22 protein-coding genes are annotated in these 26,522 nt (G+C 59.7%); 12 read left to right on the top strand and 10 right to left on the bottom strand.

Annotated features, from left to right (window positions below):
• Window positions 1-16: 16 nt before the first annotated feature.
• Window positions 17-1,507, top strand: a complete 1,491-nt coding sequence (locus tag BMY73_RS15945; RefSeq protein ID WP_092408289.1) for a helicase HerA-like domain-containing protein — start codon at window positions 17-19, stop codon at window positions 1,505-1,507.
• Between the two features lie 79 nt (window positions 1,508-1,586).
• Here BMY73_RS15945 and BMY73_RS15940 read toward each other — a convergent pair whose 3' ends face one another.
• Together BMY73_RS15940 and BMY73_RS15935 are read right to left on the bottom strand one after the other, a co-directional pair.
• A complete protein-coding gene (locus BMY73_RS15940) occupies window positions 1,587-3,059 on the bottom strand; it encodes an inorganic phosphate transporter (protein WP_062383735.1) in 1,473 nt (490 codons plus the stop codon).
• A 229-nt stretch (window positions 3,060-3,288) separates the two neighbouring features.
• Entirely contained in the window at window positions 3,289-3,486 is a 198-nt protein-coding gene (locus BMY73_RS15935; protein ID WP_062383732.1) for a hypothetical protein, read from the bottom strand.
• Window positions 3,487-4,314: 828 nt separating this feature from the next.
• Here BMY73_RS15935 and pcaR point away from each other — a divergent pair.
• From pcaR to pcaD, 6 genes are all read left to right on the top strand, one after another.
• Window positions 4,315-5,157 carry a pca regulon transcriptional regulator PcaR gene (pcaR, locus tag BMY73_RS15930; protein ID WP_062383728.1) on the top strand — a complete coding sequence of 281 codons (843 nt, stop codon included), beginning with the start codon at window positions 4,315-4,317 and terminating at the stop codon, window positions 5,155-5,157.
• A 146-nt stretch (window positions 5,158-5,303) separates the two neighbouring features.
• Complete coding sequence (locus BMY73_RS15925; RefSeq protein WP_092408287.1) at window positions 5,304-6,161, top strand: CoA transferase subunit A; 858 nt, start codon at window positions 5,304-5,306, stop codon at window positions 6,159-6,161.
• Entirely contained in the window at window positions 6,161-6,940 is a 780-nt protein-coding gene (locus tag BMY73_RS15920) for a CoA-transferase subunit beta (protein WP_092408285.1), read from the top strand. Before BMY73_RS15925 ends, BMY73_RS15920 begins: the two co-directional genes overlap by 1 nt.
• A complete protein-coding gene (pcaF, locus tag BMY73_RS15915; protein WP_175500192.1) occupies window positions 6,937-8,139 on the top strand; it encodes a 3-oxoadipyl-CoA thiolase in 1,203 nt (400 codons plus the stop codon). Before BMY73_RS15920 ends, pcaF begins: the two co-directional genes overlap by 4 nt.
• Before the next feature lie 191 nt (window positions 8,140-8,330).
• Entirely contained in the window at window positions 8,331-9,620 is a 1,290-nt protein-coding gene (locus BMY73_RS15910) for an MFS family transporter (RefSeq protein ID WP_092408281.1), read from the top strand.
• A gap of 86 nt (window positions 9,621-9,706) precedes the next feature.
• Window positions 9,707-10,495, top strand: coding sequence for a 3-oxoadipate enol-lactonase (gene pcaD, locus BMY73_RS15905; RefSeq protein ID WP_092408279.1), 789 nt, complete (start codon window positions 9,707-9,709; stop codon window positions 10,493-10,495).
• Window positions 10,496-10,855: 360 nt separating this feature from the next.
• On the opposite strand, the gene BMY73_RS15900 is transcribed toward pcaD, so the two are convergent.
• The 3 genes from BMY73_RS15900 to BMY73_RS15890 are packed head-to-tail and all read right to left on the bottom strand — an operon-like array spanning window position 10,856 to window position 16,593.
• A complete protein-coding gene (locus BMY73_RS15900) occupies window positions 10,856-12,322 on the bottom strand; it encodes an AdeC/AdeK/OprM family multidrug efflux complex outer membrane factor (RefSeq protein ID WP_092408277.1) in 1,467 nt (488 codons plus the stop codon).
• Complete coding sequence (locus BMY73_RS15895) at window positions 12,319-15,447, bottom strand: efflux RND transporter permease subunit (protein ID WP_062383705.1); 3,129 nt, start codon at window positions 15,445-15,447, stop codon at window positions 12,319-12,321. Before BMY73_RS15895 ends, BMY73_RS15900 begins: the two co-directional genes overlap by 4 nt.
• A gap of 3 nt (window positions 15,448-15,450) precedes the next feature.
• A complete protein-coding gene (locus BMY73_RS15890; RefSeq protein WP_092408275.1) occupies window positions 15,451-16,593 on the bottom strand; it encodes an efflux RND transporter periplasmic adaptor subunit in 1,143 nt (380 codons plus the stop codon).
• A gap of 255 nt (window positions 16,594-16,848) precedes the next feature.
• On the opposite strand from BMY73_RS15890, the gene BMY73_RS15885 reads away from it, so the two are divergent.
• The gene (locus BMY73_RS15885) at window positions 16,849-17,511 is read left to right on the top strand and encodes a TetR family transcriptional regulator (protein ID WP_062384096.1); all 663 of its coding nucleotides are present in this window, start codon (window positions 16,849-16,851) and stop codon (window positions 17,509-17,511) included.
• 307 nt (window positions 17,512-17,818) lie between these two features.
• Window positions 17,819-18,682: a cache domain-containing protein gene (locus tag BMY73_RS15880; protein WP_092408273.1), complete on the top strand. Its 864-nt coding sequence runs from the start codon at window positions 17,819-17,821 to the stop codon at window positions 18,680-18,682.
• A gap of 130 nt (window positions 18,683-18,812) precedes the next feature.
• On the opposite strand, the gene BMY73_RS15875 is transcribed toward BMY73_RS15880, so the two are convergent.
• The 3 genes from BMY73_RS15875 to BMY73_RS15870 form a co-directional block, all read right to left on the bottom strand.
• On the bottom strand, window positions 18,813-20,318 hold the full coding sequence (locus BMY73_RS15875) for an MDR family MFS transporter (RefSeq protein ID WP_062383695.1): 1,506 nt from the start codon (window positions 20,316-20,318) through the stop codon (window positions 18,813-18,815).
• Between the two features lie 133 nt (window positions 20,319-20,451).
• A complete protein-coding gene (locus tag BMY73_RS28340) occupies window positions 20,452-20,601 on the bottom strand; it encodes a hypothetical protein (RefSeq protein WP_175500191.1) in 150 nt (49 codons plus the stop codon).
• A gap of 182 nt (window positions 20,602-20,783) precedes the next feature.
• Window positions 20,784-21,671, bottom strand: coding sequence for a LysR substrate-binding domain-containing protein (locus BMY73_RS15870; protein WP_092408377.1), 888 nt, complete (start codon window positions 21,669-21,671; stop codon window positions 20,784-20,786).
• Window positions 21,672-21,832: 161 nt separating this feature from the next.
• Between BMY73_RS15870 and BMY73_RS15865 the strand changes: the two genes are divergently transcribed.
• On the top strand, window positions 21,833-23,470 hold the full coding sequence (locus BMY73_RS15865) for a 5-guanidino-2-oxopentanoate decarboxylase (RefSeq protein WP_092408271.1): 1,638 nt from the start codon (window positions 21,833-21,835) through the stop codon (window positions 23,468-23,470).
• A 98-nt stretch (window positions 23,471-23,568) separates the two neighbouring features.
• On the opposite strand, the gene BMY73_RS15860 is transcribed toward BMY73_RS15865, so the two are convergent.
• Window positions 23,569-24,456 carry an AraC family transcriptional regulator gene (locus tag BMY73_RS15860; RefSeq protein ID WP_256571190.1) on the bottom strand — a complete coding sequence of 296 codons (888 nt, stop codon included), beginning with the start codon at window positions 24,454-24,456 and terminating at the stop codon, window positions 23,569-23,571.
• Between the two features lie 410 nt (window positions 24,457-24,866).
• On the opposite strand from BMY73_RS15860, the gene BMY73_RS15855 reads away from it, so the two are divergent.
• Both BMY73_RS15855 and BMY73_RS15850 read left to right on the top strand, forming a co-directional pair.
• Window positions 24,867-25,220: an antibiotic biosynthesis monooxygenase family protein gene (locus BMY73_RS15855; protein WP_062383690.1), complete on the top strand. Its 354-nt coding sequence runs from the start codon at window positions 24,867-24,869 to the stop codon at window positions 25,218-25,220.
• A 111-nt stretch (window positions 25,221-25,331) separates the two neighbouring features.
• Complete coding sequence (locus BMY73_RS15850) at window positions 25,332-25,571, top strand: hypothetical protein (protein WP_092408267.1); 240 nt, start codon at window positions 25,332-25,334, stop codon at window positions 25,569-25,571.
• Here the strand turns inward: BMY73_RS15850 and BMY73_RS15845 are convergent, their stop codons facing one another.
• The gene (locus BMY73_RS15845; RefSeq protein ID WP_062383683.1) at window positions 25,572-26,195 is read right to left on the bottom strand and encodes a flavin reductase family protein; all 624 of its coding nucleotides are present in this window, start codon (window positions 26,193-26,195) and stop codon (window positions 25,572-25,574) included.
• Window positions 26,196-26,522: the final 327 nt, after the last annotated feature.

Raw genomic sequence — 26,522 nt, 5'->3', positions numbered from 1 at the left:
GACCTGAGGAGAAGACATGCCTGATGCTCAACAAATTCTGATTGGCGCAGGCCTGGACGGACAGCCAATCGGCCAGGCGATGCGTCTGGCCAATCGTCACGGCTTGGTGGCGGGTGCGACAGGTACCGGAAAAACCGTGACCTTGCAGCGCCTGGCTGAAGTGTTCAGCGACGCCGGTGTTGCGGTGTTCGCCGCAGACATCAAAGGCGACCTTTGCGGGCTGGGCGCTGCGGGTAATCCGCAGGGCAAGGTTGCCGAGCGTATCGCCGGTATGCCCTGGCTGAATCACACGCCGCAGGGGTACCCGGTGACATTATGGGATGTGCAGGGTCGCTCGGGTCATCCACTTCGTACGACGTTGTCTGAAATGGGGCCGTTGTTGCTGGGAAGCCTTCTGGAACTGACCGATAGCCAGCAGTCCGCTCTGTATGCCGCCTTCAAGGTCGCCGACCGCGAGGGGCTGTTGTTGCTGGACATCAAAGACCTCAAGGCGCTGCTCAACCATTTGCGTGACAATCCCCAAGCGCTGGGCGAAGACAGCGCGCTGATGACCACAGGTTCCAGTCAGGCGCTGCTGCGGCGCCTGGCGGTGCTGGAGCAGCAGGGCGCCGAGGCGCTGTTCGGCGAGCCGGCACTGCAGCTCGAAGACATCCTGCAGCCAGCGAGCGATGGGCGAGGGCGTATTCATCTGCTGGATGCCAGCCGTCTGGTGCATGAGGCGCCGAAGGTCTACGCGACATTTTTGTTGTGGCTGCTGGCTGAGCTATTCGAGCAGCTTCCGGAACGCGGGGACGCAGACAAACCGTTGCTGGCGTTGTTTTTCGACGAGGCTCATCTGCTGTTCGCCGATACGCCAAAAGCCTTGCAGGACCGGCTTGAACAGGTGGTCCGGCTGATACGCTCCAAGGGCGTGGGGGTTTATTTCGTCACGCAGTCCCCTGCGGACCTTCCCGATACGATTCTTGCGCAACTGGGCTTGCGCATCCAGCACGGCTTGAGGGCCTTCACCAGCAAGGAGCAGAAATCGCTGCGAGCCGTGGCGGAAGGGTTTCGGCCCAATCCCGAATTCGACGCGCTGACGGTGTTGACCGAATTGGGAATCGGTGAGGCGCTGGTGGGCACACTGCAGGAGAAGGGCACGCCGGAAATGGTCAAGCGCGTGCTGGTTGCACCGCCGCAGTCAAGAATAGGACCGTTGAGCGACGCCGAGCGCGGGGCGTTGATCGCTCAATCACCGCTGTCCGGTCGTTACGACAAGCCGGTTGATCGCGAGTCTGCGTATGAAATGCTGCTGGCGAGGAAAGGGGCGGCACCCGAACCGGGGCAAGCACCTGTTGCGGACGAGAAGGCAGAGGGCGGCTTTGTAGACATGGCCGGTGGCTTTCTGGGCGGGCTGGCGGGGCAGGCGGTCAAGAGCGCCATGCGTCAGGCAGCCAACCAGATTGGCCGAGAGCTGGTGCGAGGCTTGATGGGGTCGTTGCTGGGTGGAGGCAAGAAGAGGCGCTGACGGCTGGCTTCCCGGTTTCACCCGCCCAAAACGATGGTGCCCACTCCATGAGTGGGCACCGTGGGTCATTGCGCTGCGATCACGCCAGCGCTTTGGACGCCAGCCAGAACAACGCAGCCGACAGGGCGACTGTTGCAGGCAGGGTCAAGACCCAGGCCAGCAGGATGTTGCGCACCGTGCCGCCTTGCAGACCACTCTTGTTCGCCACCATGGTCCCGGCAACGCCGGAGGACAGGATATGCGTGGTCGATACCGGCAGGCTGAAGACGTTGGCCAAGGCGATCGCGCTGGCGGTGGTGATCTGCGCCGACATGCCTTGTGCGTAAGTCATGCCCTGTTTGCCGATCTTCTCACCAATGGTCAGCACCACACGTTTCCAGCCGACCATGGTGCCGATGCCCAGCGCCAGCGCTACGGCAAGGATCACCCAGAAAGGGGCATATTCAGTGGTCGCCGTCAGGTCTTTGCGCAGTTTGTCCAGATCGGATTTCTCGCGTGCATCCAGCGCCGGCAGCTTGCTGACCTTGCGCGCGGTGTCATCCAGGCACAGCAAGTAGCGGCGCACTTCGATGCGATGCTCGGGCGCCAGGCTGTGATAGTCGGTCACACCCTTGAGGTTGTTGAGCAGGGCATCGATGGTGGGTTCGGTTTGTTCCGGGTTGCAACTGAAGCGCTCAGGCAGGTCACCGCTCTTTGATTTGCCCAGGGCCAGGTACTCGCCCAGCGTCGCGTTGTTGCGCTGGTAAAACTGACTCAGGTGCAACGTCGCATCGCGGGTACGTTCGATCTGGTAGGTCGTGGTGCTCAGATCCAGTACGAATTGCGCAGGTACGATGCCGATCAGCACCAGCATGATCAAGCCAATACCTTTCTGTCCGTCATTGGAGCCGTGCACGAAACTGACCGCCATCGCCGAAATCACCAGCACCAGACGATTCCAGAACGGTGGGTGCTTCTTGTCGTCGAGCTTGCGCCGTTGTTCCGGTGTCTTGTGCATTTTCGACAGCGGACGCCAGGTTTTAAGACCGATCAGCACCAGCGCGGCGACGATGAAACCCATCAGTGGCGAGAACACGAGCGAGGCACCGATATCGATCGCCTTCTGCCAGTTCACGCCTTCGCCCAGCGGAATGTGGTTGATCAGCGCATTGGCCAGGCCCACGCCCAGGATCGACCCGATCAAGGTGTGCGAACTGGACGCCGGGATACCGAAGTACCACGTACCCAGGTTCCAGGTGATTGCCGCCGCGAGCAACGAGAACACCATCGCCAGACCATGACCGGTATTGACGTTGATCAGCAACTCGACCGGCAGCAAGTGGACGATGGCATACGCCACGCCGACACCGCCGAGCAGTACCCCGAGAAAGTTGAACACACCCGAGAAAAATACCGCCAGATGTGGCGGCATGGCCTTGGTGTAAATGACTGTCGCCACCGCGTTGGCGGTGTCATGAAAGCCGTTGATGAACTCGAAGGTGAGGACAAAAGCCAGGGCGAGCAGCAAGCTCACAATCACCCAGGCATCCAGTCCGCTGAATAAATCGATCATGGAAGGTTTTCTGACCCGGTATTAAGGGGGCGGGATTATGACAGAAAAAAAACTAATCGATAGGCAAGCCGCCAATTGGTAGCAACCTGCAACGAAAATTCTGCCCGCGCACCCCTGTTGACTTTTTGCAAGGTAGCAGAAACACAGTAGCGTGCTTCAACCTTGGCTGAAACCGGGTCGGGTGAATCGAGTATCTGGCCGTTGCTTCAGCGTCGACTGTCAAACGGATTCAAGGCTCTTCTTTGAGCTCGTCTTCCATTTTCTGCAGTTCTTGCTTGAATGCCTGATCGAGTAAACTGGCCCTTTTGCGCCAAGGCTTGCGTTCAGGTTCGGGCTGAGCGGCGTAGGTGGTGATTTCGCCACCGTAAACTTCCTTGTAACGTTGTTCCTGGCGCTCTAATTCTGCGCGCAGTTCATCTTTGGTCACGTTAATACCTGATTGTGTCGAGTGCGGTTCTGGCGATAACGCAGTGGCTGGAAGTGTTAAGGCCATTGACCGATCGATGGAAAATAAACGTTATCGATGAGTCATGAGCGAGTGTATTAAACACTTCTGTCACACGCGGCTACGCGCACCAGAACGACAAAGCTGTCGTAGCAACATACATTTTTTCGGCTTGCCAGCGTTGGCTGGCTAATCGACCAGGCTTCTGGCCTGTCTATCGCTGGCAATGCACTCGGGTAGTGCATGCGGTGCGATGATTGGATCCACACAGGTTTGGCGTGGACGTCACCCTCACACCTTAGCGTTATAGCGCGTCAATTACCGCGTACTATCTCCAAGAAGAGCAAAAGAGTCAACTGTGGCGCGACCCGTTATTGAATAACTGAGGATAAATACTCTTTTCGTGTACGAAGGTTCCGAAGTTTGTGCAGGAAAATTTATGACAGAACTTTGTTATTCAATCGTGAACTGCCGAGACAAAATTCTGGCGACGTATTTCCATGCTGATTCGATTGAGCCGCGCACGTAAATGTATCGGATTCAAACATTGAGGGGATTCGGGATGAGGCACAGACAAAAACGGCCTTGCGGTGAGCAAGGCCGTGCCTGGGACTTCTCAGTGGGTACCTGACCAGTATTTCCAAGAAGCCACATGGTGGCGTGTGAAAGGTATAAGCAACGAGACGTCCGGTCAATTGCGATTATCGGCCAGTGGTTCGATAATCGCCCATACCACCCTTGATGTCTCCAAAAAAAGAGACGAGAGTGGCGCTATAGAAGGCCTGCGCGGCCACGACGAACGGTATCAAGATGAACGATCAACTGCGTAATTCCTTTACTTCGCTGGCACCACCCATCGTGGCGTCCCCCGCCAAGCGTATTCAGGCCCTGACAGGTGATCCGGATTTCATGACGTCACTGGCGCGTGGACTGGCCGTCATTCATGCGTTTCAGGAGCGCAAGCGCCACCTGACCATTGCGCAAATCAGCCACCGCACGGAAATTCCCCGCGCGGCCGTGCGCCGCTGTCTGCACACACTGATCAAACTGGGTTACGCCACCACCGACGGACGCACCTATTCACTGCTGCCGAAAGTGCTGACTCTGGGTCACGCTTATCTGTCGTCGACGCCGCTGGCTGTCTCGTCCCAACCTTATCTGGACCGCATGAGCAGCCAGTTGCATGAGGCCTGCAACATGGCGACGCTCGAGGGGGACGACATCCTTTATATCGCCCGTTCTGCGACCACCCAACGGCTGATTTCCGTTGATCTGGCGGTGGGCGGCCGGTTACCGGCGTATTGCACCTCGATGGGCAGGATTCTGCTGGCCGCGCTGGACGACGTATCGCTGCAGGAATACCTGGATCATGTGGACCTGCAGCCCAAAACCAGTCGCACCCTGCGTACGCCCGAGGCGTTGCTTGAATGTTTGCAGCAGGTCCGCCAGCAAGGCTGGTGCATTGTCGATCAGGAACTGGAGCAGGGTTTGCGCTCGATCGCAGTCCCGGTTTATGACGCGTCGGGGCAGGTGCTGGCGGCGCTTAACGTCAGCACCAGCGCCGGACGTGTGACACGCAATGAACTGGAGCAGAAGTTTCTGCCCATCATGCTCGACGCCAGCCGCGATCTGAGTACCCAGCTGTTCACCTGATTTGATCGCCCTCACTCTCTGTTCGATTATCGAACGGTTAGTCGATTATCGGATTGTTCCGTTCCACCCCCAGGCATAACCTGAATCTCATCCCGGCGTTGTTCCACACGCCGCTCACCGATGAGATTTTGAACCTGGAGCACCTCATGGCGGACATTCTTTCCCTGCACGATGCCGTGGAGCAATTCATCAACGATGGCGACACCGTTGCGCTGGAAGGCTTCACCCATCTGATTCCTACGGCTGCCGGTCACGAAATCATTCGTCAGAAGAAGAAGGACCTGACGCTGGTTCGCATGACCCCGGACTTGATCTACGACCAGTTGATCGGTGCGGGCTGTGCGAAGAAGCTGGTTTTCTCGTGGGGTGGCAACCCGGGTGTGGGGTCGTTACACCGTCTGCGCGATGCTGTTGAAAAGCAATGGCCGCAGCCCATGGAAATTGAAGAGCACAGCCATGCGGACCTTGCCAACGCTTACGTCGCGGGCGCTTCGGGCCTGCCGTTCGCTGTGCTGCGCGCTTACGCCGGTTCTGACCTGCCGAAGGTTAACCCGCTGATCAAGTCCGTGACCTGTCCGTTCACCGGTGAGGTGCTCGCGGCGGTCCCTGCCGTGCGCCCTGATGTCACCGTGATCCACGCGCAAAAAGCCGATCGCAAGGGCAACGTCCTGCTCTGGGGCATTCTTGGGGTGCAGAAAGAAGCCGCGTTGTCCGCCAGGCGTTGCATCGTCACCGTTGAGGAAATCGTCGATGACCTCAATGCGCCCATGAACGCCTGTGTGCTGCCAACCTGGGCCCTCAGCGCGGTCTGCCTTGTACCGGGCGGGGCCCACCCTTCCTACGCGCATGGTTACTACGAACGCGACAACCGTTTCTATCAGGCGTGGGACGCAATCGGTCGTGACCGTGAGGCATTTACGGCATGGATCGATGAATACATCCACGGCACCCGTGATTTCAGTGAGTTCCAGAGCAAGCTGGCCCGCGCTTCGGAGGCAAAATAATGACCTACACCACCAGTGAAATGATGACCGTGGCCGCAGCCCGTCGCTTGAAAAACGGCTCTGTCTGCTTCGTCGGCATCGGGCTGCCTTCCAAGGCGGCTAACCTCGCGCGGCTGACCTCGTCACCCGATGTCGTGCTGATTTACGAATCCGGTCCGATTGGCGCCAAACCTGATGTTCTGCCGCTGTCCATCGGCGACGGCGAGTTGGCCGAAACCGCGGACACCGTGGTATCCACCAGCGAAATTTTCCGCTACTGGCTGCAAGGCGGTCGGGTCGATGTCGGTTTCCTCGGCGCCGCTCAGGTCGACCGTTTCGGCAACATCAACACCACCGTGGTGGGCGATTACCACAATCCGAAAGTGCGCTTGCCGGGTGCTGGTGGGGCACCTGAAATTGCGGGTTCCGCCAAGGAAGTGCTGATCATCCTCAAGCAATCTTCGCGTGCGTTCGTCAACACGCTGGATTTCATGACCTCCGTCGGCCACGGCGAAGGCGGCGACTCTCGCAAACGCCTCGGCCTGCCGGGCGCAGGGCCAGTGGGCATCATCACCGACCTGTGCATCATGGAGCCGGAAGCGGGCACCAACGAGTTTGTGGTGACCACGCTGCATCCGGGCGTGACCCGCGAGCAAGTGATAGCGGCGACGGGCTGGGAAGTGCGTTTTGCCGAAAACGTGGCGGTTTCTGAAGAACCCACCGAATACGAGCTGAGCGCCTTGCGTGATCTGGAAGCGCGTACCGCTGCCGCCCATGGTCAGACCCCGGGAGAAGCATGATGCGTGATGTTTTTATCTGCGATGCGATTCGCACCCCGATAGGCCGCTTCGGCGGCGCGCTGGCGACTGTCCGCGCGGACGATCTGGCTGCTCTGCCGATCAAGGCATTGATGGAGCGTAATCCATCGGTGAACTGGAGGGAGGTCGACGAAGTGTTCCTTGGCTGCGCCAATCAGGCCGGCGAAGACAACCGAAATGTCGCGCGCATGGCGGCGTTGCTGGCCGGCTTGCCGGAAACCGTGCCCGGCGTCACCGTCAATCGTCTCTGCGCGTCGGGGCTGGACGCCGTGGGTAGCGCTTTCCGCGCGATTGCCTGTGGCGAGATGGAGCTGGCGATAGCCGGTGGCGTCGAGTCGATGTCTCGTGCGCCGTTCGTCATGGGCAAGGCCGACAGCGCATTCGGTCGGGGGCAGAAGCTGGAAGACACCACCTTGGGCTGGCGCTTCGTCAACCCGCAGATGAAAGACCAGTACGGCGTCGAGACCATGCCGCAGACCGGCGACAACGTTGCCGAGGACTTCAAGGTGTCCAGAGAGGATCAGGACGCGTTCGCGCTGCGCAGCCAGCAACGGACCGCAGCGGCGCAGGCTTCGGGCTTCTTCGCTGAAGAAATCGTGCCGGTACGGATCGCTCACAAGAAGGGCGAAACCATCGTCGACCGGGATGAGCATCCGCGCGCCGAAACCAGCCTGGAAGCACTGGCCCGATTGAAACCGGTCAACGGTGCCGGCAAGACCGTGACCGCAGGCAACGCGGCCGGTTTGAACGACGGTGCCGTCGCGCTGATTCTGGCGTCAGCGGATGCGGTCAAGAAACATGGCCTGACCCCACGCGCCCGCGTGTTGGGCATGGCCAGTGCGGGCGTCCTGCCGCGCGTCATGGGCATCGGTCCGGTCCCGGCGGTGCGCAAGCTGGTTGAGCGTTTGGGCCTGGCTGTTTCAGATTTTGACGTGATCGAACTCAATGAAGCGTTTGCCAGCCAGGGCCTGGCGGTCATGCGCGAACTCGGTATCGCCGACGATTCGCCCAAGGTCAACCCGAACGGTGGAGCTATTTCCCTGGGCCACCCGTTGGGCATGAGCGGTGCGCGGCTGGTGCTGACCGCGTTGCATCAATTGGAAAAAACCGGTGGCAGCAGGGCATTGGCCACGATGTGCGTCGGCGTGGGACAGGGCCTGGCCCTGGCAATAGAACGATAAGCGACACGTAACGAATTCAGCCGCCCGAGCCATCGACTGCCTCCACGAACAGGCAACTTGATGGCTTGGGCGGTTGTCCTTGTGATGTCGAAGTGTTACTGCTTAAGTCTAAATGTTGCAGACTATGTCGTAGACTGGCCGCAGGAACAGGCTCGAACGGGCTGGTACTTATAAAAACTGGGGAAAAAATAATGACAACGACTCACTACACCGGAGAAGAAAGGAGCAAAAGGATTTTTGCGATTGTGGGGGCCTCATCAGGCAACCTCGTGGAATGGTTCGACTTCTATGTCTACGCCTTCTGCGCCATCTATTTCGCACCGGCCTTCTTCCCGTCTGACGACCCGACCGTGCAACTGCTGAACACCGCCGGCGTATTTGCGGCAGGCTTTCTGATGCGTCCCATCGGTGGCTGGTTGTTCGGCCGCGTCGCCGACAAGCACGGCCGCAAGAACTCGATGATGATTTCGGTTCTGATGATGTGCAGCGGCTCGCTGGTCATTGCCTGCCTGCCGACCTATGCCGCCATTGGCGCCTGGGCGCCGTTCCTGCTTCTGGTCGCACGCCTGTTTCAAGGCCTGTCGGTCGGGGGGGAATACGGCACTACCGCGACGTACATGAGCGAAGTTGCGCTGCGGGGGCAGCGCGGTTTCTTCGCGTCCTTTCAGTACGTGACGCTGATCGGTGGTCAATTGCTGGCCGTCCTGACAGTGGTCATCCTGCAACAGTTTCTGAGTGCCGATGAGTTGAAGGCCTATGGCTGGCGGATTCCATTTGTGGTCGGCGCGATTGCGGCTGTCATTTCGCTGCTGCTGCGTCGCTCGCTGAAAGAAACCACCACCGCTGAGGTGCGCCAGGACAAGGACGCCGGCAGCATCGCTGCGCTGTTCCGTGACCATAAAGCCGCGTTCATTACCGTGCTGGGTTATACCGCCGGCGGCTCGCTGATTTTCTACACCTTCACCACGTACATGCAGAAATACCTGGTGAACACCGTTCACATGGACCCCAAGGTCGCCAGTTACATCATGACCGGCGCTTTGTTTCTGTACATGTGCATGCAGCCGGTGTTCGGCGCGCTGGCGGACAAGATTGGTCGCCGCGCATCGATGTTGTGGTTCGGCGGTCTGGGCACCCTGTGCACCGTGCCGCTGCTGATGACCCTGAAAACCACCACCAGCCCGGTCCTGGCGTTCGTCCTGATCACACTGGCCCTGGCGATCGTCAGCTTCTACACCTCGATCAGCGGCCTGGTCAAAGCCGAGATGTTTCCGGTGCATGTCCGGGCGTTGGGCGTGGGCCTGGCGTACGCCGTCGCCAACGCGATCTTCGGCGGTTCGGCGGAGTTCGTGGCTCTGAGTTTCAAGAACATGGGCTCGGAAAACACCTTCTACTGGTATGTGACCGTCATGATGGCGATCGCTTTCCTCTTCAGTCTGCGTCTGCCGAAGAAGCCGGAATACCTGCACGAAGACCACTGATTTACCCGCGCGCGCCTGCGAGCAGGCGCGCGTCATCCATACTCTTCAATGACGTTCTCGCAAGTGCCCGATAAACAGGAGCGGCTATGGCTTTCGTACAACTTGAAGACGGTGAAATGTATTACGAGGTCGAGGGGCCTGCTGGCGCGCCGGTGCTGGTGCTGTCCAACTCGCTGGGCACAGACCTGCACATGTGGGACGCGCAGATCGACCCATTCAAGAAGTCCTTTCGGGTGGTGCGTTATGACACGCGCGGCCATGGCAGGTCGCTGGTCACTCAGGGGCCTTACACCATTGAGCAGTTAGGGCGTGACGTGTTGGCGCTGCTCGATGCCCTGAAGGTCGAACGCGCGCATTTCTGTGGCCTGTCGATGGGCGGGCTGATCGGTCAGTGGCTGGGTATTCATGCCAGTGACCGTCTGCTCAAACTGATCCTGTGCAACACCGCCGCGAAGATCGGTGGTCCTGAGATGTGGGGGCCGCGAATCGACATGGTGGAGAAGGGCGGCGATCAGGCGATGAAGGCGCTGGGTGCCGGTGCGGTAGGGCGCTGGTTCACGCCGGAGTTTGCGCGCGACCATGCGGATAAAGTCACGCCGGTGACTGACGTGCTCGCCAGCACTTCTCCGCTGGGCTATGCGGCGTGCTGTGCGGCGGTGCGTGATGCGGATTTCAGCAAACAGGTGGGATCGATCACGGTGGATACGCTGATCATCTGTGGCAGTCATGATTCGGTGACTACCGTGGCTGATGGGCACTTTTTGCAGAATCACATTGATGGTTCGCAGCTATCTGATTACTACGCGGCGCATCTGTCCAGCGTTGAGTTGGGGGATACGTTTACGTGGAGGGTGACGGAGTTTTTATTAGCGTGAATCGGATTTAGTTGGGTGTGCAGATCCATTGTCTTTGGTGACGCTGGCAGTGGTCCTGCCTGATTCGTGCATCAATCTCCCGCACGCCATCCCTATCCATAGGAGCGTGGCTTGTCCCGCGATCTGCCGGGAACCGGCAGCAAGTGTCAAGGACGCGGAGTGTCAGGCATTACCAAGTCGCCTGGATTTGCTACCGCTGCGCGGTAGGTCGCGGGACAAGCCACGCTCCTACAAGCGTTACGTCATTCGATGCTTTTGATTTTGCTTTTCTAGCGCGATAGTCCAGACGCGCGAGCCGGGCCATTAAAAATGCCCATAAAAAAACCCACCAAACGGTGGGTTTTCTCATGACGCATCAAATCAGAACATCCGCATCGCCGGCACATCACCCGAGGTCGGCTGTTTCTGGCCGGTCTGAGTCTGCTCGTACCAGCCACCACCCAGCGCGCGGTACAGATTCACCTCGCTGGACAACTGCGACAGACGATCCGTGATCAACGATTGCTGCGCACTGAACAACTGACGCTGAGCATCGAGGAAGGTCAGGTTACTGTCGATCCCGATGCGGTAGCGTCGCTCAGCCAGACGGTAGTAATCCTGGTTGGCAGCCACGAAGTCGGTCTGCGCCTTAAGTTGATCGGTGAAGGTCTTGCGTGCGGCCAGGCCGTCGGAAACTTCCTGGAACGCGGTCTGAATGGCCTTCTCGTAGTTGGCGACGCCGATGTCTTTCTGAATCTTCGAGTAATCCAGGCTCGCGCGCAGGCTACCCGCGTTGAAGATCGGCAGATTGATCGTCGGTGTGAACAACCAGGTACCCGAGCCGCCTTTGAACAAACCGCTCAGATCGGTGCTTGCCGTACCCGCGCTGGCGGTCAGGCTGATACTCGGGAAGAACGCGGCCCGTGCGGCGCCGATGTTGGCGTTGGCGGCTTTCAGGCTGTGCTCGGCCTGGAGGATATCCGGACGACGTTGCAGCAGCTCGGAAGGCAGACCGGCCGGCATCTCATTGAGCATGTCAGCGCTCAGCGGCTGCGGAGCTGGCAAGTTGGCTGGCAGACCGGTGCCCAGCAGCAGGACGAGGTTGTTCTCGTCCTGCGCGACCAGGCGCTGGTATTGAGCTAGCTTGACGCGGGCGCTCTCCACCGAGGTACGCGACTGCGCCAGGTCCAGTGCCGACGCCACGCCGACTTCGTTGCTGCGCGTGGTCAGGCGCAGGCTTTCTTCAAAAGCGCCCAGGGTGTCCTGAGTCAGCTTGAGCAATTCCTTGTCCGCCTGCCAGGTCAGATAAGCATTGGCGACGTTGGCCACCAGGCTTATCTGCGTGCTGCGACGGGCTTCTTCGCTGGCGAAGTAGGTTTCAAGGGCTTGCTCGCTCAGGCTGCGCACGCGGCCGAACAGGTCCAGTTCATAGGAGCTGACACCCAGACCGACCGAATACTGACTGGTAATGCCTGCCTCGCCGGTTCGCGAAAGATCCGCCGGTACGCGTTGGCGCGTACCGGTGCCTTCAGCGTTCACGGCCGGGTACAGGTCCGCACGCTGGATGCGGTACTGCGCGCGATAGGCGTCGATATTCAGGGCGGCGACACGCAGATCACGGTTGTTCACCAGCGCTGTCTGAATCAGTTGTTGCAGCGCCGGGTCGTGGAAGAACTGACGCCAGCCTTGCTCTACCGCTGCCTGGTTGGGCGCGTCGGCCGGCGAATAGGCCGGGCCTTGCGGGTACTGGGCGGCCACCGGAGCTGCGGGCTGCTTGTAATCGGGGATCAACGAGCAGCCGCTAAGAATGAACGCGGTAACTGCCAGAGAGATCAGGGACTTGCTCATTGGCCAGCCTCATCGTGTGGAGTGTGTTTCTGTTTGCTCTTGAACAGCGAGGATACCGAAACGAAGAACAGAGGTACCCAGAAGATCGCCAGAATCGTCGCCGTGATCATACCGCCGATCACGCCGGTACCGATCGAGTGCTGACTGCCCGAGCCCGCGCCGGTGGAAATGGTCAGCGGTACCACGCCGAGGATGAACGCCATCGACGTCATCACGATAGGACGCAGACGCATGCGACACGCTTCCACGGCGGCATCCATCAACGACTTGCCCTGTTCATGCAGTTCCTTGGCGAATTCGACGATCAGGATGGCGTTTTTCGCCGCCAGACCCACCGTCACCAACAGACCTACCTGGAAGAACACGTCGTTGGACAGACCACGCAGGCTGGTTGCCATCAACGCGCCGATGACGCCCAGCGGTACGACCAACAGAACCGCGATCGGGATCGACCAGCTTTCATACAGCGCCGCGAGACAGAGGAACACGACCAGTACCGAAATCGCATACAGCGCCGGAGCCTGTGAACCGGAAAGGCGCTCCTCGAACGACAGACCCGTCCAGGAGTAACCGATGCCCTGCGGCAGTTGCTGCGCCAACTTTTCGATCTCGGCCATGGCCTGACCGGTACTGTACCCCGGTGCCGGTGTACCAAGGATTTCCTCGGCCGGAACACCGTTGTAACGCGACAGTTTGGGCGAGCCGAACACCCACTCGCCGCTGGCGAAGGCGTCGAACGGAACCATCGTGCCGCTGGCGTTGCGCACGTACCACTTCTTCAGGTCTTCAGGGCTCATCCGCGATTTCGCATTGCCCATGATGTACACCTTCTTCACCCGGCCACGGTCGATGAAGTCGTTGACGTAATTGCCGCCCATCGCCACCGACAGGGTGGTGTTGATGTCGGATTGCGTCACGCCCAGCGCACGGGCTTTTTCGTCATCGATCAGCAACTGGTACTGCGGCTCGTCGGTCAGCCCGTTCGGACGTACGCCCGCCAGAATCTTGCTTTGCGCGGCCAGTCCCAACAACTGGTTACGCGCCTGCATCAGTTTTTCGTGGCCCAGACCGGCCTGATCCTGGAGGTACAGGTCGAAACCGGTCGCGTTACCCAACTCCAGTACGGCGGGAGGAACGACGGCGAACGACATCGCGTCACGGAAACCGAAGAAATGCGCCTGCGCACGCTTGGCCACCTCGAACACGCTGTTCGACGAATCACGCTCTTCCCAGGGCTTGAGCATCACGAATGCAAGACCCGAGCTCTGACCGCGACCGGCGAAGTTGAAGCCGTTGACGGTAAACACGGAGTTCACGCCACTGTCGGTCAGCAGGTATTCGCGCATCTTGTCCAGGGTGTCCTGAGTACGCTCGGCGGTAGAGCCGGGCGGCGTCTGCACTTGGGCGAAGATCACGCCCTGGTCTTCTTCCGGCAGGAACGCGGTCGGGATGCGGGTAAACATCCAGATCATGCCCGCGAAGATCAGGATATAAACGAGGAATGCCGGAATCTTGTGACGGATGACGTTGCCGACGCCACGCTCGTAGCTGAGGACGCTGCGGTCGAAGGTGCGGTTGAACCAGCCAAAGAAACCCTTGCGCGGTTGTCCATGCTTTTCAGGATCGATCGGCTTGAGCAACGTAGCACAGAGGGCCGGGGTGAAGACCAGCGCGACCAGTACCGACAGCGCCATGGCTGACACCACGGTGATCGAAAACTGACGGTAGATGACACCCGTGGAGCCGCCAAAGAATGCCATGGGCAGCAATACCGCCGACAGCACCATCGCGATACCCACCAGGGCGCCCTGAATCTGCTCCATCGATTTACGTGTGGCGTCTCGCGGGGACAGATGGTCTTCGGCCATCACCCGCTCGACGTTCTCCACCACCACGATCGCATCGTCCACCAACAGACCGATGGCGAGCACCATGCCGAACATGGTCAGCGTATTGATGGTGAAACCGGCGGCGGCAAGGATGCCGAAAGTACCCAACAGTACGACCGGGACCGTCATCGTGGTGATGATGGTGGCGCGGAAATTCTGCAGGAACAGGTACATCACCAGGAACACCAGGATGATGGCTTCACCCAGGGTATGAACAACGCCGTTGATCGATTCCTTGACCACAGGCGTCGTGTCGTACGGGTAAACCACTTTCATGCCCGGCGGAAAGAACGGCTCCAGGCGGCTGACGGTTTCGCGAATCGCCTTGGCAGTGTCCAGCGCGTTGGCGCCGGTCGCCAGTTTGATCGCCAGACCCGAGGCCGGCTTACCGTTGAACTGCGCATCGACGCTGTAGTTTTCACCCCCCAGACCGATGCTGGCGACGTCTTTCAGACGAACTTGAGAGCCGTCCTGGTTGACCTTGAGCAGGATATTGCCGAACTGCTCGGCGGTTTGCAGACGGGTCTTGCCGATGATCGTGGCGTTGAGCTGCTGGCCTTTGACAGCTGGCAGGCCACCGATCTGACCGGACGACACTTGAACGTTCTGAGCGGTGATGGCGGCTTTAACGTCGACCGGGGTCAACTGGTAGTTGTTCAGCTTGTCCGGGTCGAGCCAGATACGCATCGCGTACTGCGCACCGAAGACCTGGAAGTCACCCACGCCCGGGGTACGGGCGATCTGGTCCTGAATGTTGGAAACGATGTAGTTGGACAAGTCTTCCTTGGCCATGCTGCCGTCTTCCGACACCAGACCCACCACCATCAGGAAGTTCTTCACTGCTTTGGTCACGCGCAGACCCTGCTGTTGCACCTCTTGAGGCAGCAGTGGGGTCGCCAGGTTCAGCTTGTTCTGCACCTGGACCTGCGCGATATCAGGGTTGGTCCCCTGGTTGAAGGTCACCGTGATGGTCATGCTGCCATCGGAGTTACTTTCAGAGGAGATGTAGCGCAGGTTGTCGATACCGTTCATTTGCTGTTCGATGACTTGAACCACGGTGTCTTGCACGGTCTGTGCAGAGGCACCCGGGTAGGTCACCTGAATGGCAATGGCCGGTGGCGCGATGGCCGGGTATTGGTTGATCGGCAGCTTGAGGATCGATAATGCGCCGACCAGCATGATCACCAGGGCGATTACCCAGGCGAAAATCGGTCGGTCGATGAAAAACTTCGACATGGATCAGTTACTCCCTTGCGCGGGAGCCGGGGCAGCAGCGGGTTTGATGTTGGTTGCCTCGGCCACTTTCACCTGCGCGCCGGGTTTGACGTACTGCAGGCCTTCGGTGATGACGCGGTCGCCTGCGCTGAGGCCTTTCTCGACGACCCAATCGGTGCCGCTGGTACGGTTGGCCACGAGCGTGCGCAATTCGACCTTGTTGTCCTGATTCACGATCAGCGCAGTGGGCGTGCCTTTCAGGTCACGCGTGACGCCTTGTTGCGGCACCAGGATCGCCTTCTCATCGACGCCAGCCTGCAGACGCGCATGCACGAACATACCCGGCAGAAGGGTGTGATTGGGGTTGGGGAATACCGCTCGCAAGGTGACCGAGCCCGTGCTCTGGTCAACCGAGACTTCGGAGAACTCGAGCTTGCCGTCGATCGGGTACTCGCTGTTGTCCTCCAGGGTCAGTTTGACCTTCGCGGCGTTGTCACCGGCTTTCTGCAGCTTGCCGCTTTCCAGATCACGGCGCAGGCGCAGCATCTCGGTCGATGACTGGATAACGTCCACGTAGATTGGGTCAAGCTGTTGAATGGTTGCCATCGCATCGGCCTGACCGTTGCTGACCAGCGCACCTTCGGTCACCAGCGAACGACCGATACGACCGGAGATCGGCGCATACACTTTGGTGTAACGCAGATTGATCTGGGCAGTCTGCACGGCGGCTTGCGCTTCACGTGCATTGCCAACGGCGGTGTCGTATTCCTGACGGCTCACAGCCTGTTCATTGATCAGCTGCTTATAGCGGCCAGCCAGTGAGTTCGTAGCCTCGAAGGTCGCCTTGGCGCTGTTGAGGTTGGCCTCATAGATGGCTGGATCGATCTGATACAGCTGCTGACCGGCCTTGACGTCGGTGCCTTCAGTGAACAGGCGCTTGAGAATGATGCCGTTCACTTGCGGACGCACTTCAGCGACGCGGTAGGCCGTGGTGCGGCCCGGAAGGTCGGAAACCAGCGTATAAGGCCGGGGCTGGATGGTGACGACGCCGACCTGAGGGGGCGGTGGTGCAGCCGCGGCCGCATCTTCCTTTTTACTGCATCCGCTGAGCAGAGAGGCCAGGGCGACGGCAGTGACCAGTACGGTAACAGCTGGCTTGAATTGCATGAAGATCCTCGGGTCAGGAGCGCGAGCTCATGAGAAGTGGAAAGGGCGTAAAAAAGTCTTCCGGCTGGATAAGTAGCAAGCTAATGAATATACTTACGTTCGCGGTTGTTTGTAAACACCCATTTCTGCGACACACAAACGCAGTCAGGGCATCGATTGTAGGTCCGGGACAAGGCATTACAAAGGCCGTCCGGCATGCTGTTCAGGCCACTCGACCAGAGAGCCGGAAGCATTTTCATTGAGGTTTTTACTGCCATGGTCCGACGCACGAAAGAAGAAGCTCAGGAGACCCGCAGGCAGATTCTTGAAGCTGCCGAGCAAGCGTTTTTCGAGCGTGGCGTATCGCGCACGACCTTGGCAGACATCGCAGCCCTGGCGGGAGTTACGCGCGGAGCGATCTATTGGCACTTCAGCAACAAGGCCGATCTGGTCCAGGCGATGCTGGACAGCCTGCATGAGCCGCTGGAGGAAATGGCCCGAGCCAGTGAAAGCGCAGATGAAGTTGATCCGCTGGGCTGGACGCGAAAGCTTCTGGTTCATTTGTTTCAGCAAGTTGCAATGGACCCGAAAACCCGCCGCATCAATGAAATTCTGTTTCATAAATTCGAATTCACCGATGAAATGTGTGACATGCGGCGTCAGCGGCAATTCGTCTGGCTCGATGCCAATGAACGCATCGCCCTGGCGCTGAGCAACGCTTCTCGCCAAGGGCAGTTACCCGCCGATCTGAACCCTCAACGAGGGGCCATCTGTCTGCATGCGTATATACATGGCATTCTTGGCCAGTGGTTACTGGTGCCCGACAGCTTCCCGCTGTTTCAGGACGCAGAGCGCCTGGTCGATACCGTCCTGGACATGCTCCGTTACAGCCCCGCCTTGCGCGACCCGTCCACAGGGTCTGGCGATCCCCGCGTTTGAAGCGCTTTATGACCGCGGGTCGGACGCACGTTGTTTCACATATGAAAGCCGAAGGCAGCAAATACCGCGCTCTTTAGAGAGCCGACTATAACTGTGTGGCGGTTAGCCTGCATCTATACATACGTTCAAGCGGATTGAACAGGTGATTTACGCAGCCTTTACCTAAACCTCCTGGCGCATTCAGTCCTGCAACAGGCTGCTGACAGATGTGCGCTCTGCGGGTGCAAGCATCGAACTGCCGAATACTTTCTTATTGCCATCCTCCGACTAAGCTTGGTGCCAAACCAATAAAAACGGGGTGGGCGCGATGTCAGTTGGTTCAAGAAGCGGGGTTTGGAACAGGTTCGTTTTCTTCGTGCTGGCCTGCCTGTGCGCCGGCTCGGCCTGGGCTGCGGGGGATGAGGCTCAAGAGGCGGCTGCGGCGAAGGCACTGCTGGAAAAAGCCGTGGCGCATTACCGCCAGGTCGGTGACAAGGCGCTGGCCGAGTTCAGTCGTCAGGGCGAGTACGTCGACGGTGAGCACTATGTCTTTGTCACCGACACCAACGGCATCATGCTCGCCAGTGGTGGGCCGTCGGTGGTCTTGATTGGCCGCGACGTCTCTTCGGTCCTTGATCCCGATCTGCAGAAGGCCTTCAAGGACGTCCTGCATACCCCGGAAAGCGCCGGGATTCAGCAGGCCGAGTACCGCTGGAAGAACCAGAATGACGGCAAGGTCGAACGCAAGCGTGTGTATTTTCAGCGTGTCGGTGACCGTGTTCTGGCTGTCGGTTATTACCTGCCTCGGGCTTCACCGGAACAGGCGAGGGCGCTGCTGGACAAGGCGTCCAGAGCGCTGGAGCAGGATCAGGACGGAACCCTCGAGGCGATCAACAACCTCAAAGGCGGCTTTCTGCAGGATGATCTCTACGTGTTCGTCGTTAACGTCGACAGCAAGCGCTACGTCGCGCACGGCACCAACCTGCGTCTGGTCAACACCGACTTCAGCAAGGTCAAGGACCCGGAAGGCAAACCGGTGGGCCTGCCGATGCTCGACATGATCAGGAAACAGCCGGAAGGTGAATACGAATACCGCTGGCGCAACCCGGTCACCGGCAAGGTCGAGCACAAGCATGCGTACATGCGCAAAGTGGGGAATTTTCTGGTTGCGGTCGGCTATTACAACGGTTGAGTCAGTGAATTCGCTGCCTGCCTTGCAGGAGCGCGCTTGTCCGCGAGAGGCCAGCATGGTCGTGAATATTCATCGGCCGGAGCAACGTTGCGCGGCAAGCGCATTCCTACAGACGGGATGGCAAACAACCTCACCGATCCTTGTCCTCCCGTCCGCGCAAAAGGTTGTTCGGCATTGCCAACGCCGCTGCCAGACCAAGGACGGAGACGGCGGCGCTGATCATCAGCAGATGCTGAAAGGTCATCGACAATTGACCACGAAGCAGTTCGAGCGCCGGGCCGCTGGCGGCGTTCAGGCTGTCTATCAACAGATTGCCCGAACCCCCTTCACCGATCGCGCTGCCACTGAGGTGGCCCAAGCCAGACGTCGTCAACATGGCCAATAACAGCGCCGACATGCTCGCCACGCCCACAGCACCGCCCAATGACCGGAAAAGGTTGGTGGTGCTGGTGGCCACGCCCATGTCCTTCATGTCCACCGAATTCTGTGTGCCAACCAGCGATGTGGGGAATTGCAGGCCGCTGGCGATGCCCGTGAGCACCATGAAAAGTCCGGTGAGGATCACCGACTGTGGGGGTGTGAAAGCGATGCCCAGAATCGCCAGCGGCATCAGCGCTGCCCCCGTCAGAATGATCGGTTTGTAGCGGCCGGTCAGTGATGTCCGCCGTCCGCCAAAGTAAGCGCCCATCGGCATGCCGATCGCCAATGGCATCAGGTGCAGGGCCGCACTGTCTGCGCCACCGCCCGTCACGGTCTGGAATCGTAATGGCAGCAGCACAATCAGCGAGATGGCCTGAAAGCTGGTGAAGAAAATCGTGCACCAGCACAACACGGCGCTACGGTTGGCGAACAGGTGCATGGGCAGCAGGGGCTCGCGGGTCCGGCGTTCGAACAGCACGAAGACCACCAGCGCCAGCAGGGCCACGCCTAGCTGAATCAGCACGTGATCATCGCGCCAGCTATGGCCCTGACCGATTTCCGTGATCCCCAGCAGCAGGGCCGTGAGGCCGATGATCATCAGCACCGTGCCCAGGTAGTCGATGACAGGCTTGCGCTGTGGAACCGGCAGGCCGATCAGGGTCCGACGCGCGACCCACCAGGCCACCAAGCCCAGCGGCAGGTTGATGATGAACACCCAGCGCCACGAGAGGTATTCGGTCATGAAGCCACCCAGCACCGGTCCCGCAACGCTCGCCGCCGCATACATTCCGCTGAAATAACCCTGATACCGGCCGCGTTCACGCGGTGGAACGATGTCGCCGATGATCGCCTGACTGACCGAGACCATACCGCCTGCGCCGATGCCCTGCAGCACGCGCGCCAGCACCAGTTGCTCCATGCTCTGGGCCATGGCGCAAAAAAGGGAAGCGAGGGTAAACGTCCCCAGGCCGAACAGCATCAGGCGTCGACGGCCGTACAGATCGCCCAGCTTGCCGTAAATCGGCACGGCAACGGTCAGCGCCACCATATAGGCCGAGATCACCCAGGCCAACAGGTCGAAATCCTTGAATTGAGCGGAGATGGCGGGCATCGAGACCGCGACGATGGTCTGGTCCAGTGCGCTCAGAAAGACGGCCATCATCAGCGCGAACAGAATGCTGCGGATGTCCGGACGGGTTTGGTTGAGGCTAGTCACGACAAGGGCTCGAACTGGCAAGTGGTCCCGCCGTACACCGCTGCGGGAATTTTTGCTCAGTCTAGTCCGTTAGCTAGCTAATCGATAGCTGGCTTTATCGATTTCCCTCGAACGCGGATGGCGTCGAATGCGTTCAGCGCAAGGCGCTGAAACTGGCGTCCGACGGCACACAGTGTCCGATGGTGCAGACGACCGCCATGCGCGGTTGCTGCCGCAGTTGTTCTATTCGATAGGCGCCTGCCGCATAGATGCTCAGCACCGCCAGAACAGCGACTACGTACACGCATTGTCTTTTTATTGTGGTTTTCATGGCATTTGCCTCGATCCGGTTACAAAAATGTTTTTTTGTCGGACAAGGTAAGTGTAGGACGGATGGCCAATGATGGCCTGATGATAGAGATTGAATGTTTTTATCAGCCAGGGCGCGCTGCAAGGTTTGTCCTCAGGGCTCATTAACCACGTTGATCACGAGTCCTGGCGCTGACCGGCCTGGGCCAGCAGCCAATTCAGCAGTTCCTGCAATGGCGGTGAAGCCCCGCGGTTCGGGTAAACGAAATAGTATGCCTGGCCGGTTGTTACCCGCAGATCGAACGGCATCACCAGCCGCCCGGCGCTCAGGTCTTCGCCGATCAGTGCCCAGTCGCCCATCGCGACGCCCGAACCCTGAGACGCGACCGTCATCGCCAGGTCGAGTGTGTCGAAATGCTGACCTTTGCTGATGTTGCTCAGGGTGGTACCCGCCGCTTTGAGCCACTGTTCCCAGTCACGTTGATCGCGCGTCGGGTGCAGCAGCATGTGCTGCTCCAGATCGCTCAACTGGCCGAGCGGCGTTGAACCGTCCAGCAGTGATGGGGAACAGACCGGCGTGAGTTGTTCGTCAAAGATGTGATGAACCTGCATCGAACCATCAGGGCGCGCACCGTAGACCACGGCGGCGTCGAACGCCTCGCGATGGAAGTCCACTGCGTGCTGCACGGTCGTCGTCAGTTCCACGGGCACATCCGGACGCTCCTTTTGCCACTGCAACAGGCGTGGCAGCAGCCAGCGCATCATGCAAGTGGGGGCCTTGAGTTGCAGCGCTTCGGGTTTGATGCCGACCTGATCGACCGCCTCGTCGATCAGCGCGAACACGTGCTGGATGCGCGGGAACAGTTCACGACCTTGTGCCGTCAGGCTCAGCCCGCGTGCGTGGCGCTGAAAAAGGCGGTAGCCCAGATGACTCTCCAGCCCCGAAATCTGCCGGCTGACCGCGCCTTGCGTAATGTGCAACCGCTCTGCCGCGCGCGTGAAATTGCAGCACTGAGCCGTAATCAGGAAGGTGTGCAGGGCGGGCAGGGCAGGCAGACGTTTCATCGGTTGCTGAGCCATGAGCTGAAAACATGGCTAAGCATGACATTTTTTGCGTTGTCACCGATATGTCCGCACGGTTCCAATGATCCTACCTCTGCCGCGCCGGGTGTGAGCCGTGCGGGCAGCTCCGAATCCGGTTTTCAGACGACGATAAGGTCCAGACAATGGCGACGTGTGGCGAAGTGTTGGTCAAGTTACTCGAGGGGTACGGTGTCGAGCAGGTGTTTGGCATTCCCGGCGTGCATACGGTGGAGCTGTATCGCGGCCTGGCAGGGTCCTCGATCAATCACGTCACGCCGCGCCACGAGCAGGGCGCCGGTTTCATGGCCGACGGGTATGCGCGCACGAGCGGCAAGCCAGGTGTGTGTTTCATCATCACCGGCCCTGGAATGACCAACATCACGACCGCAATGGGGCAGGCCTATGCCGACTCGATTCCGATGCTGGTGATTTCCAGTGTGCAGTCGCGCAACCAGTTGGGCGGCGGACGCGGCAAGTTGCATGAACTGCCCTCGCAGAGTGCGCTGGTGGCGGGGGTCGCTGCCTTCTCCCACACATTGATGTCGGCCGCCGAACTGCCCTCGGTGCTGGCCCGTGCGTTCGCGTTGTTCCAGGCCGGTCGCCCACGGCCTGTACACATCGAAATTCCGCTGGATGTGCTGGTTGAAAACGCTGATGACCTGCTGGACAGCCAGCCGGTGTCCGTCACGCCGGCCGGTCCATCGCCTGCGGCCATCAAGCAAATGGCAGGGCTGCTGGCCAAGGCCAAGCGTCCGCTGATCCTGGCCGGTGGTGGCGCCATTTATGCGGCCGGCCCACTCACTCAACTGGCAGAACAGCTCGATGCGCCAGTTGCGCTGACGATCAACGCCAAGGGCATGCTGGCTTCGAATCACCCGTTGTTGATCGGTTCGACCCAGTCACTTGACCCGACCCGCGAAATCATCGAAGGCGCCGACGTGGTGCTGGCGATCGGCACAGAACTGGCCGAAACCGATTACGACATTACATTCCAGGGGCACTTCAAGATTCCCGGCACACTGTTGCGTATCGATATCGACCCTGATCAGACGGTGCGCAACTTCCCGCCCAAGGTCGCCCTGGTGTCCGATGCCCGGAGCGCGGCTGAGGCGCTGGTGGCTGCCTTGGGGGAGGAAACACTGGTCGAACGTCAAAACGATTGGGGCCACAAACGCGCGGCCGCGCTCAAAGCGACGCTGGCGACCTCTTGGGATGAAGCCACTCGCGGCCAGACGCTCTTCTTGCAGACCGTCCTGGAGGTGCTGCCCGACGTGGTGATCGTCGGCGACTCAACCCAGCCGGTCTACACCGGGAACCTGACCCTGGATCTGGACAAGCCTCGCCGCTGGTTCAACTCGTCCACCGGTTACGGCACGCTGGGTTACGCGCTACCCGCCGCTGTTGGCGCCTGGCTGGGCAGTCGAGATGCAGGCGAGCATCACCCGGTGGCCTGCCTGATCGGCGACGGCGGTCTTCAGTTCACGCTGTCCGAGCTGGCCAGCGCTGTCGAAGCGCGCACCCCAATCATTGTCTTGCTGTGGAACAACCAGGGTTATGAAGAGATCAAGAAGTACATGGTCAATCGCGCGATCGAGCCGGTGGGCGTTGACATTTACACCCCTGATTTCATCGGCGTCGCCAAAGCGCTGGGCTGTGCGGCCGAGGCGGTCGGCGGCGTCGAGCCTTTAAAAGCAGCGCTTGATGCAGCGAAGAGTCGGCAAGGCCCCACCGTCATCGAGATAGACCAGCATCGCTGGATGAAAGGTCTGAAAGCATCGTGAGTCAGGCAGCGAGCGGTGCATGATCGGTGGATTTGTCGTTGTGCCGCGACTTTTTCTGCCTGATGCAGCGCGTTGCTGATGCAGTGCTCGTCAGGGGGTCACAGCGTCTTGCGCAGGCGCGCCAGGTCCCGCAAGGGGGGCGCGCCGAACAGACGACTGTATTCGCGGCTGAACTGGGAGGGGCTTTCGTACCCTACTTTGTAACCGGCCGCTGACGCCTCCAGCCCGTCGGACAGCATCAAACGACGGGCCTCCTGCAGACGCAGCTGCTTCTGATACTGCAACGGGCTCATGGCGGTCACGGCCTTGAAGCGATGGTGCAGGGTCGACACGCTGAGATTCACTTCCCGGGCCAGTTCTTCAATACGCAACGGCTGCTGAAAGTGTTCGTTCAGCCATTTGATCGCCTGCGTCACGCGATGGGTCTGGCAGTTGGAAATGGCGATTTCATACAGCCGATAGCCCTCACTGCCGCGCAGCAAACGGTAGAGGATCTCGCGGGTGATCAGCGGCGCCAGCATGGGAATGTCTTTCGGGCTGTCCAGCAGCCGGATCAGTCGGATGACCGCGTCCAGCAATTGTGAATCGATGCGCTCCACGTACATGCCGCGTCCGCTGGGGCGAGTCGGAACGCTCATGGGCCCGGCCTCGGCAATCAGCGCATTGATGTCGGCAGGGTCGATGTCCAGCCGCATGGCCAGGTGCGGGTCTTCCGGCGTGGCATGAATCACTTTGCCGCTGATGGGCAGGGCGACTGACAGCACCAGGTAGTTGAGCGGGTCGTAGGTGAACACCTCGCCACCCAATGTCACGTCCTTGCGACCTTGCGCCATGATGCACAGCGCGGGTTGAACCAGGCCCGGCACGGACTGCAGCGGGCGGTCGTGACGCACCATGAACAGCGGCTTGATCAAGGTCTGAAAGCTGCCGTCCGTTGGGGCGTGCCGACGAATCAGCCCGGCAAGCTCGGCACGCTGCTGTTCCATGTGTGCGTTCAGTTCAGGCAGCGTCCGGGTGTCCGGCGTGGCACTGGTCACGGCGGGCTCAACGGCGGTAGGCAACATGAAAAAATCCTCTGACGAAGCGTCGATGCATCACAGCTTATTTTTGTGCAATCGCGAGCGGTAGGCGAATCCTGCCGGATGATTGCCTGATTCTGCCAAGGGTTGAATGAATAGGCGACCAACCGCTCTGTCTGCTGGTGTCGATTGCTTGAAAGTCCCACATCGAACGGCAGGAGTCGACGGGCGATGCACCCGCGGTGGGGACGTATCCGCGCAGAATCAGGCAATAACCGGGCAGTAATCGGCTACCGACACTTGCGTCTGGGGCCCTAATCTTCACATCCAGCCGCCACGCCTTCTTCGATCGCGGCTGAACCAAAGGAGTGAAGATCATGCACAACCTGTCAGCTGTGAGTCACCTTGTATCCTTACGCGCCAGCGCCGGGAACAGTGCCCGACTGGGCGCACGCCTGAGCGCGCTGATCGCCCCATCTTCCAGCACCGGCGGTTGCCTGCACTTCGCCCTGCAGCAATCGATGACAGACAAGGACGTGTGGGTGATCAGCGGCGTGTGGATCGACGCATCCGCCATGAACGACTGGTTCGCCACCCCTGAGCTGAAAATCTTTTCCGAGTTGGTGACCGAACGCCTGGTCAGTAGCCTGGACTTTCAGACGTTCTCCCACGTCAGCGTCGCGCAGGCCGAGGCAGCGTATGGCTTGCCGGACGTCAGGAAGGCGGGGTGACAGGGTATTCGCCTCGGTCAGCATCAAGCGGCCCAAGAGCAGCTCACCCCTAATCGACGTCAACGGTTTAAAATCTTCGCCTTTCTCTTCTCAAGGCAGGATCCCGATTCCATGGCACGCAAAGAATTCCAGCATTACGAAGCCGTTTCCGCCGCTGTTCCGGGGGAGGCTGGCTACAGCGCCGCGATTGCGGTCAAAGGCTTGAACGCTGGCGGTGCGCCGACCTTTCATCGCGTGCTCGATGATCAGAAGTTCAAAACGGCCCTGGCCGCCGATCAAGCCGCTGCCCAGGAACTGGAGCGGTTGATCGACGTGACCCCTGAGGGCGAGTTGATGTTCGCCCAAGACTGATCAGGCTTTCGGTCGATACATCTTGAACAACGATTCGGGGCCCAACTGGAAGTAATCGGCGGGTCCACCGCCGCGCAGGATCGGCTCACCCGCCGCGGTGTCGTAGATTCCGTCCTTGAGCAGGCGCTTGGCGATGTGAATCGCCACTACCTCTCCCAGAATCAACCAGCTTGGTACCACTTCTTTGTCCGCTCGCTGTAGCTGGATGATCTGCGTCACTTTGCACTCGAACGCCACCGGCGTCTCTTTGACCCTCGGCACCGACACGATGCGCGAAGGCTCGGCGGTGAGGTTCGCCAGCTCGAATTCGTTGACATCGGCTGCCACGGGCGCGCAGCTCATGTTCATCTGCTCGGCAAGCGGGCGGGTGGCGAGATTCCATACGAACTCGCCAGTCTGCTCAATATTGTTCAAGCTGTCTTTGCGCCCAATGCTGCAGAAGCCAATGATCGGCGGCACGTAGTTGAAGGCGTTGAAGAAACTGTAAGGCGCAAGATTCAGCTTGCCGTGGGCGTCCTGAGACGAAATCCAGCCAATGGGACGCGGGCCGACGATGGCGTTGAACGGATCGTGCGGCAGCCCGTGACCTTTGGAAGGTTCGTAGAAATGAATATCGTCTGACATGGCGTATTTCCTGGATGAGAGAGGCGACGAGCCGACTTGGGCAGCGGCTGTCTGCACAGAATGAAGGCCGTCATAGTGCAAGGCATTTCCTGGGGATTCCAGACCCTGCGGTTATTCGGGCAAAAAAAAGCCCGGCATAAACCGGGCTACAAAGGGAGTTCGAGAGGTGGAACACGTGAAGCGGTAGACCTGTAAATCGTATTAGCTGACGCGGTTTGCACCGACATGGTCAGCGCCATCAGCGGCCAGACGATTTGCACCGACATGGTCAGCACCATCGGCAGCCTGACGGTTTGCACCAACGTGGTCAGCGCCATCAGCGGCCAG

This window comes from Pseudomonas sp. NFACC02 (assembly GCF_900110765.1).
Classification (GTDB): domain Bacteria; phylum Pseudomonadota; class Gammaproteobacteria; order Pseudomonadales; family Pseudomonadaceae; genus Aquipseudomonas.
This window is presented reverse-complemented; position numbering and strand designations above follow the sequence as displayed.

What these genes read in the sequence shown, in the direction of transcription:
- pcaF (WP_175500192.1), top strand. Translation starts at nt 6,937, where the DNA reads ATGATGCGTGATGTTTTTATCTGCGATGCGATTCGCACCCCGATAGGC.
- BMY73_RS15860 (WP_256571190.1), bottom strand. Translation starts at nt 24,456, where the DNA reads ATGGAACAGCAGCGTGCCGAGCTTGCCGGGCTGATTCGTCGGCACGCC.
- BMY73_RS15900 (WP_092408277.1), bottom strand. Translation starts at nt 12,322, where the DNA reads ATGAGCAAGTCCCTGATCTCTCTGGCAGTTACCGCGTTCATTCTTAGC.
- BMY73_RS15925 (WP_092408287.1), top strand. Translation starts at nt 5,304, where the DNA reads ATGGCGGACATTCTTTCCCTGCACGATGCCGTGGAGCAATTCATCAAC.
- BMY73_RS15895 (WP_062383705.1), bottom strand. Translation starts at nt 15,447, where the DNA reads ATGTCGAAGTTTTTCATCGACCGACCGATTTTCGCCTGGGTAATCGCC.
- BMY73_RS15880 (WP_092408273.1), top strand. Translation starts at nt 17,819, where the DNA reads ATGTCAGTTGGTTCAAGAAGCGGGGTTTGGAACAGGTTCGTTTTCTTC.
- BMY73_RS15920 (WP_092408285.1), top strand. Translation starts at nt 6,161, where the DNA reads ATGACCTACACCACCAGTGAAATGATGACCGTGGCCGCAGCCCGTCGC.
- pcaR (WP_062383728.1), top strand. Translation starts at nt 4,315, where the DNA reads ATGAACGATCAACTGCGTAATTCCTTTACTTCGCTGGCACCACCCATC.
- BMY73_RS15940 (WP_062383735.1), bottom strand. Translation starts at nt 3,059, where the DNA reads ATGATCGATTTATTCAGCGGACTGGATGCCTGGGTGATTGTGAGCTTG.
- BMY73_RS15945 (WP_092408289.1), top strand. Translation starts at nt 17, where the DNA reads ATGCCTGATGCTCAACAAATTCTGATTGGCGCAGGCCTGGACGGACAG.
- BMY73_RS15865 (WP_092408271.1), top strand. Translation starts at nt 21,833, where the DNA reads ATGGCGACGTGTGGCGAAGTGTTGGTCAAGTTACTCGAGGGGTACGGT.
- BMY73_RS15910 (WP_092408281.1), top strand. Translation starts at nt 8,331, where the DNA reads ATGACAACGACTCACTACACCGGAGAAGAAAGGAGCAAAAGGATTTTT.
- BMY73_RS15885 (WP_062384096.1), top strand. Translation starts at nt 16,849, where the DNA reads ATGGTCCGACGCACGAAAGAAGAAGCTCAGGAGACCCGCAGGCAGATT.
- BMY73_RS15870 (WP_092408377.1), bottom strand. Translation starts at nt 21,671, where the DNA reads ATGAAACGTCTGCCTGCCCTGCCCGCCCTGCACACCTTCCTGATTACG.
- BMY73_RS15855 (WP_062383690.1), top strand. Translation starts at nt 24,867, where the DNA reads ATGCACAACCTGTCAGCTGTGAGTCACCTTGTATCCTTACGCGCCAGC.
- BMY73_RS15845 (WP_062383683.1), bottom strand. Translation starts at nt 26,195, where the DNA reads ATGTCAGACGATATTCATTTCTACGAACCTTCCAAAGGTCACGGGCTG.
- BMY73_RS15850 (WP_092408267.1), top strand. Translation starts at nt 25,332, where the DNA reads ATGGCACGCAAAGAATTCCAGCATTACGAAGCCGTTTCCGCCGCTGTT.
- BMY73_RS15890 (WP_092408275.1), bottom strand. Translation starts at nt 16,593, where the DNA reads ATGCAATTCAAGCCAGCTGTTACCGTACTGGTCACTGCCGTCGCCCTG.
- pcaD (WP_092408279.1), top strand. Translation starts at nt 9,707, where the DNA reads ATGGCTTTCGTACAACTTGAAGACGGTGAAATGTATTACGAGGTCGAG.